Origin of the sequence: Chitinophaga sp. (assembly GCF_035761305.1) — a bacterium.
Classification (GTDB): domain Bacteria; phylum Bacteroidota; class Bacteroidia; order Chitinophagales; family Chitinophagaceae; genus Chitinophaga.
On sequence record NZ_DASTRI010000185.1, the window covers coordinates 1 to 8,744 of the forward strand.

Below are 8,744 nucleotides of genomic sequence, written 5' to 3' on the forward strand. Positions count from 1 at the left end.
GGCGCTTCGTTCCTGGGAAAGCCTACTGTTATAGGCATGGTGCCGGCGGGCAGCTCTGATAAGATAATGTACCCGCGCTCTGAAGAGCTGAGCACCTTACCATTATATTTTACGTAAAAAGGCTGTGGCTTCTCGTTCTGAATATATACAAAGTACTGTTTTTCCTGCGCAAACAGCTGGCCTGCCATTAAAAAGCCAAGCAGCATATATATGCTTCTTTTAAAATACCGGATCATATAAGAATTGCTAAAACGCGTTATTGTCCTGATGTTATGCAAATATTATTCCAGCACTATTAGGACCTCCCCTTTTTCCACCGCTGTACCGGGGTTTACCCTGATGGCCTTGACAACGGCGTCTGTTGCTGATTTAAATACATTCTCCATTTTCATGGCTTCCAGCACCAGTACCGGATCGCCTTTACGGATGGCTTGTCCTGGTTCTACCAGCACCTTTAATACCAGGCCTGGCATGGGCGCCTTAATATCATTCACCTTATGGGCCAGCGCATCTTTAATGCCCATGGCGGCCAGCAGCTGGTCTATGGGCTCTTCCACGCTTACCTCATATACCTGTTGCGCTATTTCCAGGGTAACGGTTTTGGCGTCGCGGTCTATTTTCAGCACCTGCGCCACATAACTGCGCCCGTCCATAATAATGCTGTAGCTTCCCGATGGCACCTGCACGGCAGACCAGTCTACAATTTGTTCATTGCAGCGTACTTCCTTTCCTGTTTGAATGGTAAAAGCTGATTGCCCGTTTACAGTTGCCTTGATCATGAATTGCTTGTATTACGAACAAAAATAGGAATTTTAACCACTTGCGTCGTATTTAGGCCATTTGTTTAAATTTGGGCTTTTACCATAAACATACCTGCTACTTTTGATTAAAACACTTTTTACATGAACGTATTGAAGAAAACATTGCTGGGCGTACTGCTGGGGGGAATAGCCGGAACGGCCTTTTATGCGCCGGCCACCGCACAGACCAACATAGAAGATCAACAGACCGACCCTTTAATGAAGATATACCGGGCTTCCGCCACCAAGGTTAACGACCTGGTACATACCAAGCTGGATGTGCGGTTCGACTATGCCAAAAGGTACCTGTACGGGAAAGCCTGGATTACCCTGAAACCGCATTTTTACCCTACCGATTCCCTGACGCTGGACGCCAAAGGCATGGATATTAAGCAGGTAGCCCTGGTAAAAGGCAACAAGCAAAGTTCCCTTAAATACCAGTACGACGGTATGCAGCTGCATATACAGCTGGACAAAACCTACCAGCGCGATAACTCCTACACCGTATACATAGATTACACTGCTAAACCCAATGAGCTGAAAGTACAGGGCAGCGCGGCCATTAATGACGCCAAGGGCCTGTATTTCATTAACCCCGACGGTACGGATCCGAACAAGCCTATCCAGGTATGGACACAGGGCGAAACCGAAGCCTCCTCTGTTTGGTTCCCGACCATTGACAAAAACAACCAGAAAACAACGGAAGAGATCAGCATGACCGTTGATAAAAAATATGTTACCCTTTCCAACGGGCTGCTGGTAAGCCAGAAAAACAATGCAGACGGTACCCGCACCGATACCTGGAAAATGGACCTTCCCCATGCGCCTTACCTGTTTATGATGGCTGTGGGCGATTTTGCCATCGTAAAAGATAAATGGCACGGCAAGGAAGTAAACTATTATGTAGAGCATGCCTATGAGCCTTATGCCAAAAGCATTTTTGGCAATACCCCTGAAATGCTGACCTTTTACTCCAACATCCTGAACTACGAATATGCCTGGCCCAAATACTCCCAGATAGTAGTACGGGATTATGTTTCCGGCGCCATGGAAAATACCACCGCCACCCTGCATGGCGATTTCCTGCAGAAAACCAACCGCGAGCTGCTGGATGACAACAAGCAGGGAGAGAGCGTGATTGCACATGAGCTGTTCCACCACTGGTTTGGCGACCTGGCCACCTGCGAGTCATGGAGCAACCTTACCCTGAACGAATCTTTTGCAGACTACAGCGAATACCTGTGGTTTGAGCATAAGTATGGCAGGGATATGGCGGATGACCACAGCTATAAATCTGCGCAGAACTATATGCAGTTTGCACAATATGCCGGCGATAACGACCTGGTACGCTTCCATTACCATGATAAAGAAGATATGTTTGACGCGGTGAGCTACCAGAAAGGCGGCCGCATACTGAACATGCTGCGCAACTACGTGGGGGATGACGCCTTCTTTAAATCCCTGAACCTGTATCTCAAGACCAATGCATTTAAAGCTACAGAAGCGCATCAGCTGCGCCTGGCGTTTGAGGAAGTTACCGGGAAAGACCTGAACTGGTTCTTTAACCAGTGGTACTTTGGACAGGGCTATCCCCAGCTGGATGTTAACTATGCTTATGACGATGCCGCCAAAACCGTAAGCGTAATACTGAAGCAAACACAAACCACCGGCAAAATATTTCAGCTGCCCATGGCCATTGATGTTTACAGCGGCAATAAAAAAGAACGGCACCAGGTAACCATGGCGGATGCAGTGGACACCTTTACCTTCTCTTACGCCAGCAAACCTGATTTTGTGAATGTAGACGGCGATAAGGTGATACTATGCACCAAAACAGACCACCGCGATATTAACACCTACATTTACCAGTTTTCCCATGCCCCCCTGTATATGGACCGCCGGGAAGCTATTGAAGCCTGCCTGAAGCAGCAAACCACCAATGCCGATGCCCGCAAGGTAGTAGCAGCTGCCCTGAAAGACAAATTCCATGGCCTGCGCGTACTTGCCATTCGTAGCTTAAAGCTGGATAACCCGGAAGTGAAGGAAGCTACACTAAGCACCCTGGTGAGCCTGGCTAAAAATGACGATAATGCGCTAGTGCGCGCCGCCGCACTGCAACAAATAGGCAAGCTGAAAGACGCGCAGTATGTCTCGCTGCTGGAAAGCGCCACCAAAGACAGCTCCTATGCCGCAGCCGGCGCTGCCCTGGTAGGGTTATCTTACCTGGATATGGACAAAGCCTACTCCCTTGCCAAGCAAATGGAAAGCACTGCCAAAGGCGCGCTTTCAACCAGCATTGGCGAAATATATTCCAAAAAAGGCGACAAGAACGACATCGGCTTTTTTGCCAAAACCTTTGAAGAAGCCGCCAACGGGCAGCCTAAATTTGAAGCAGCCCTCCAATACCTCAAAGTACTGGGCGAAGTAGATAATACTGCTACCGTAACAAAAGGCATTGACGATATAAAGGCCATGGCCGACCAGTTCAAGAACAAAATGGTGTACAACTACCTGATAAACATGATGACGCCCATGGCACAGCATAAAAAAGCGAAAGCCGCCGGCAGCACCGGAGCGCTGAAAGAAGAGCTGACCAAACAAGGTGCACACATAGAGCAGGTGGTAGAGGAAATGAGGGCCAGCACTGCAGGTGCGGGCGAGTAGGTAATGAATAATTAATAATGAATAATTAAAAATGAAAAGGCCCGCCGGGTTGGCGGGCTTTTTTATTTATGATATAGTGCTTATTTCCTGCTTTATCACGACAATCCTATTTCATAATGCCGTTCCGGGATCTCAATATCCAGGAAGCCCTTTTTATGCAGCCAGTCGCGGAAAACGGTTTGCACTTCATACTCCCCATGCACCAGGAACAGCTTTTTAACCTCCCGTGGGTCCTGGCACGACAGCCACTGGCGCAGATCCTCATAATCGCCGTGGGCGCTCATAGAGCGGATAATGCCTACCTCCGCCTTCACCGGATAGTGGGTGCCAAAAATAGATACCTCACGCGCGCCGCGCATCAGGCGGCCGCCCAGCGACTCAGGCTCGCAATAGCCCACCAGCAGGATGGTGTTGCGCGCGTCATCAATATTATTGGCAATATGGTGCTTTACGCGGCCGGCTTCCGCCATGCCGCTCGCAGAAATAATAACACAGGGCGCTTTACGGAAGTTCAGCGCCTTGGATTCGTCTACTGTTTTAATGTAATGCAGGCCGGGGAAGTCAAAAGGATCGTTGTCTGCCTCCAGTATTTTAGCTACTGTTCTGTTAAAGCATTCCGGGTGGCTTCTTACCACCTGCGTAGCCTCCATAGAAAGCGGGCTGTCAACAAAAATATCCACTTTTGGCAGCCTGCCTTTCAGCTGCGCATTGTTCAACGCATATAACAGCTCCTGTGTACGGCCCACGCTGAAGGCGGGAATAATAAGCTTCCCTCTTTTTTCAATGCAGGTTTGGCGGATATGCTCCAGCAGCGCATCGTCTGAAGGGGCGGCATCGGCATGCAGGGTGCTGCCGTAGGTTGATTCCATTACAATATAATCTGCCTGCGGAAAAACATCCGGTGAGCGGAGAATGGTATCGCCATAGCGGCCAATATCCCCGCTGAAGGTAAGGCTGGTGGTTTTGCCGTTCTCTGTAACGCGCAGGTGCACGGCTGCGCTGCCAATAATATGGCCGGCATCTGTAAACATCGCCTCTACCCCATCACATACCTTAAACCATTCGTGGTAGTTTACCGGCTGCAGGTACCGCAGGCTGCGTTTGGCGTCTTCCAGCGTGTACAGCGGCTGTACAGGGGGCAGGCCTGCGCGGGCGCGTTTTTTATTGCTGTATTTTATATCATCTTCCTGTATCTCGGCAGAGTCCATCAGCAATATTTGTGTAAGGTCATTGGTGGCGGGTGTGCAGTAAATGGGGCCTTTGTAGCCCTGGCCAACCAGCCGCGGTATTAGCCCGCTGTGGTCGATATGCGCATGCGACAACAGCATGTAATCTATGTCGGCGGCATCAAAGCCAAAGTCGTAGTTCAGCGCATCGGTATCTTTACCCATACCCTGGAACATACCACAGTCCAGTAATATCTTTTTACCATTCTTTAAAGTGATCAGGTGCTTGGAGCCCGTAACGGTGCGGGCAGCGCCATGGAAAGCTATTTTCATTCCGGGATATGCTTTGTTTTATTAAGAGCTAAAAAATCAGGATCGCGGCTGGCCGCTACGTTTAAACGACCAGGTAATGGCAAAAGTAGCAATCACGGTACCATCCTTGCTTTCACCAGTGCTTTGCACGGTAAGGGTAACCGGATCGCCGGTAGCCAGTGTATGGGCAACAGCGGCCTGTATGACCGCACCATCCCGGCAGGTGAACCAGGTTTTGGTTTTGGCCTTTTTGGTAAAGGCGGCTTCCATACCGGTAACCAGCATGGATATACGCTGCGGCGCATCCGCAGCATGCATCAGGGCCAGCAGGCCGGTGCTCATTTCCGCGGCCATGGCCAGGCAGGCAAAGTAAGTTGAGCGGAAAGGGTTTTGCGACAGCCAGCGGTAAGGCACTACGGTGGTGCAGCTATGCGGCTGTATATGCGCTACGCGCACGCCGGCCAGCCAGGCTATGGGTAGCTTCCATAACAGGAATAATGAAAACTGCAGCGGGTGCTTTACTTTATCAATAAATGCCATCAGCGGGTTATTGATTTACATAATTAGCCGGGTTTAATGCAGCCGGCGACCACTGTTTGAGCATATCCATCACCTTATCCCGGTCGTAGCTGTCGGCCGATTCCAGCAGGCCGGTGTTTTGCGTATGCAGGCGGTTGCCTTTGCCATCCAGTATCACCAGCACCGGAAAGCCAAAGCGTTGCGGGTAGCCCAGCTTTTGCAAAATGGGCAGGTTCTTGTTCTCCTTGCTGTAATTCAGGTGATACACCACATAATGCTGCTGCAGCTCGCTGGTTATTGCAGCATCGTCATGCATGAACTTGTACAGTCTTTTACACCAGATGCACCAGTTACCGCCTACCTGCAGCAACACATGCTTGTGCTCGCGGGCAGCCTGTTGTGTGGCTTTTTCAATATCCGCTGCAGCATTGGCAGCGGGATTGTAAATATGCTCCAGGTCCAGCGGCGCCTGTGCTTTCAGCGCCGGCGCCATGAACAGTAAAAAAACGATGTATATCCAGCAAAGTTTCATCATTGCCCAATTTAAGAAAAGGTGCGCATATGAAAGCAGGTATTATTCCGCATTGCTTAACGACACGGCATAAGCATAAATAGCGGTTTGCGCGTTCACGCCGGCGCCTTCTGCCGGCGGCGGCACCGGTACGTTGCGGATATGCTCATCCAGCAGCACGGCATTGGTGTTATCGGCCAGCTGCAGGCGGATGATCTCTTTTGCCTGCTGCCGCAGGGCCGCGTCATACAACGGAAAGCATACTTCAATACGGCGGTGTAGGTTGCGGTTCATCCAGTCGGCAGAGCCCATGTACACCTCCTCCTTACCATTGTTATGGAATATGAACACGCGGGCGTGCTCCAGGAAACGGTCTACTATACGCGTTACCGTTATATTCACACTTTCCGGTAGCCCGGGGCGCAGGCAGCAAATGCTGCGCACAATCAGCTGCACCTTTACGCCGGCCTGCCCTGCTTCATACAGCTTGGCGATCATTTGACTTTCCTGCAGGTTATTGAGCTTAATGGTAATGCGGGCTTCCCTGCCTTTGCGGGCATGGGCAATTTCGCGGTCAATAAGCCCGGTAAAGCAGCTTACCAGGTTAAACTGCGCTACCAGCAGGTGCTGAAACTGCATAAAGCGGTATTCCAGCGGCTGCTCCCTGCTTTGCAGGTACAGGAACAGCAGTTCCAGCTCCCGGGTAATATCAGGGTGGGCGGTGAGCAGTATATGATCGGTATAAAAACGGGCGGTGCTTTCGTTAAAGTTACCGGTAGCCATCAGGCCTATATAATCCCACTGGTGGCCGCGCTTACGCTTTACCAGCGCTGTTTTGGCGTGCACCTTCAGGCCGGGAATGCTGTACACGATTTTTACGCCGGCAGCCTTCATTTTCTTTGACCAGCGGATATTATTCTCTTCATCAAACCGGGCTTTCAGCTCAACAAACACCGTTACCTGCTTGCCGTTGCGGGCGGCGCTGATCAATGCGCTGGCAATGAGCGATCCCGAGGCGATGCGGTACAGGGTAACATAAATCTCCCGCACATCAGGATCGGCAGCTGCTTCGTTAAAGAAGCGCAATATATAATCATAACGCTGGTAAGGCACATGCAGCAGCACATCCTGCTGTATAACGGCCTCCCATATACGCGGCGCACGGTCCAGCACCGGTACCCGGGCCGGCGGCAGCCTGCCATAGGTGAGCGACGGCGCTTTAACGGGCATGGGCAGCTCGGCCAGGTCTTTCAGGTTATGATAACGGCCGCCCTGTACAGGCTCGCCCGGCTGTATGTTAAAGTAAGCCACCAGGTAATGCAGCGCAGCTTCGGGCAGGGCGGCATCGTACAGGAAACGGGTAGGAATGCCCAGCTCCCGCTTTTTGATCATGGTTTCTACCTGCTCCAGCACATCGCCTTTCAGCTCATTCAGGTCGGCTTCCGCATCGCGGGTTATTTTAATGCTGTAGCAGCCGTTAACGGTATAGCCGGGAAACAGGAAATCAATGTTCTCCCGCACTACATCGTCCAGCATAGCAATGTAATGCATATCATCCTGCGGCGGCAACTCCAGGAAACGGGGCAGCTGTTGGCTCGGAATATTTACCACCGCATAGCGCTGCCTGCCCGGCTTATCCTGCCGGGTAAGCGTTACCACCAGGTACAGCACATTATTTTCCAGGAAAAAGTTATGCCTGCGGTGCAGCCATACCGGTTGCAGGTAAGCCAGCACGCGGGTAAGAAAATACTCTTTCAGGAAAGGATGGTGTACGGCCGGTATAGCCTCATTATAATATAAATGTACCTGCTGGCGGTTCAGCTCCGGCAGCAGGGCTTGTGTTAATATATGCCCGAATTCCTGCTGCTGGCGGTCTATTTCCTGCTGTATGGCGTGCAGGGTGTTCTGCGACACCGGCGCGTCGTCCAGGGCAGCGCCGGGATCTTTCTGCAGCAGGTGGTTTACGGCCATCACAGCCGGCATGCGCACGCGGAAAAACTCATCCAAATTAGAGGAAAAGATAGACAGGAAACGGATACGTTCGTATAGTGGTACCCGTAAGTCCTTAGCCATGCACAGCACCCGGTAGTTAAAAGACAGCCAGCTCAGATCACGGTCGTATAAGGGAACTTCTGTTGCAGCCATGACAAATAAGTAAAAAAGTGAAACGACAGTAGCTAATCCCTTACAGGGAAAAATGTAACGGCAATAATAAATGCTGCCACGGAAATAATAAGCCCGAACATGAAAATGTTATAGGCAATGCGCAGCAGGCGGTACTTCTGGCCCAATACTACGCCCAGGTGGTAAATATCCTGTATCATGCTGCCATACAGGAAATCGGCATCCTGCATCATCTGCTGCATGCCCCACCTGTACTCCTCCAGGCCCATGCCATGGAAGTTACCGAAGAACAGCAGGTTGGTTTTCTTCTTTTCAATATCTTCCCGGGTAAAACGGCCCTGGGTAACATTGGGCCGGGTAGCCAGCACGGAGTAAATGATGGTGACCACGCTGGTGGCCAGCAATATGAATGATGGTATGATCAGGTTCGGATTATCTTCCAGCTTGCGCAGCAGTACCGACAGGAGGATGGAGATGATAATGGAGTTGGTGGAGATCATGATATGCGCCTTGCTGTCGGCCATGGAGCTCAGGCGTATATGATTGGTGGAGGTCATGCGGAACATGGTTTCAATACCCCTTTCCGGCCGTTTGGGCTTTTTCTCCTTATCTTTTTCCTGCTTCTCCTCTTTTGCTTTCCGGGCCGCC

The 8,744-nt window shown here is 50.9% G+C and carries 7 protein-coding genes and 1 pseudogene; 1 reads left to right on the forward strand and 7 read right to left on the reverse strand.

What is annotated here, in order from left to right; all coding sequences use genetic code 11:
• Together VFS25_RS15830 and VFS25_RS15835 are read right to left on the reverse strand one after the other, a co-directional pair.
• Positions 1–206, reverse strand: a pseudogene (locus tag VFS25_RS15830) (DUF4476 domain-containing protein); the annotation flags it as partial.
• 75 nt (positions 207–281) lie between these two features.
• Positions 282–779: a biotin/lipoyl-containing protein gene (locus VFS25_RS15835; protein WP_326463140.1), complete on the reverse strand. Its 498-nt coding sequence runs from the start codon at positions 777–779 to the stop codon at positions 282–284.
• Between the two features lie 123 nt (positions 780–902).
• On the opposite strand from VFS25_RS15835, the gene VFS25_RS15840 reads away from it, so the two are divergent.
• The gene (locus VFS25_RS15840) at positions 903–3,464 is read left to right on the forward strand and encodes a M1 family aminopeptidase (RefSeq protein ID WP_326463141.1); all 2,562 of its coding nucleotides are present in this window, start codon (positions 903–905) and stop codon (positions 3,462–3,464) included.
• Positions 3,465–3,559: 95 nt separating this feature from the next.
• On the opposite strand, the gene VFS25_RS15845 is transcribed toward VFS25_RS15840, so the two are convergent.
• The 5 genes from VFS25_RS15845 to VFS25_RS15865 all read right to left on the reverse strand — a co-directional run.
• Entirely contained in the window at positions 3,560–4,963 is a 1,404-nt protein-coding gene (locus VFS25_RS15845) for an MBL fold metallo-hydrolase (RefSeq protein WP_326463142.1), read from the reverse strand.
• Positions 4,964–4,999: 36 nt separating this feature from the next.
• Entirely contained in the window at positions 5,000–5,482 is a 483-nt protein-coding gene (locus VFS25_RS15850) for a DUF4442 domain-containing protein (protein ID WP_326463143.1), read from the reverse strand.
• Between the two features lie 7 nt (positions 5,483–5,489).
• The gene (locus tag VFS25_RS15855) at positions 5,490–5,996 is read right to left on the reverse strand and encodes a thioredoxin family protein (protein ID WP_326463144.1); all 507 of its coding nucleotides are present in this window, start codon (positions 5,994–5,996) and stop codon (positions 5,490–5,492) included.
• 39 nt (positions 5,997–6,035) lie between these two features.
• Positions 6,036–8,117, reverse strand: a complete 2,082-nt coding sequence (ppk1, locus tag VFS25_RS15860) for a polyphosphate kinase 1 (RefSeq protein WP_326463145.1) — start codon at positions 8,115–8,117, stop codon at positions 6,036–6,038.
• 32 nt (positions 8,118–8,149) lie between these two features.
• Positions 8,150–8,744: Pycsar system effector family protein (locus VFS25_RS15865; protein ID WP_326463146.1), on the reverse strand; the 595-nt coding region annotated here is incomplete at its 5' end.

Bases quoted from the DNA above. Each gene is read 5' to 3' on its own strand.
- VFS25_RS15835 (WP_326463140.1), bottom strand. From the start codon at position 779: ATGATCAAGGCAACTGTAAACGGGCAATCAGCTTTTACCATTCAAACA.
- VFS25_RS15840 (WP_326463141.1), top strand. From the start codon at position 903: ATGAACGTATTGAAGAAAACATTGCTGGGCGTACTGCTGGGGGGAATA.
- VFS25_RS15845 (WP_326463142.1), bottom strand. From the start codon at position 4,963: ATGAAAATAGCTTTCCATGGCGCTGCCCGCACCGTTACGGGCTCCAAG.
- VFS25_RS15850 (WP_326463143.1), bottom strand. From the start codon at position 5,482: ATGGCATTTATTGATAAAGTAAAGCACCCGCTGCAGTTTTCATTATTC.
- VFS25_RS15855 (WP_326463144.1), bottom strand. From the start codon at position 5,996: ATGATGAAACTTTGCTGGATATACATCGTTTTTTTACTGTTCATGGCG.
- ppk1 (WP_326463145.1), bottom strand. From the start codon at position 8,117: ATGGCTGCAACAGAAGTTCCCTTATACGACCGTGATCTGAGCTGGCTG.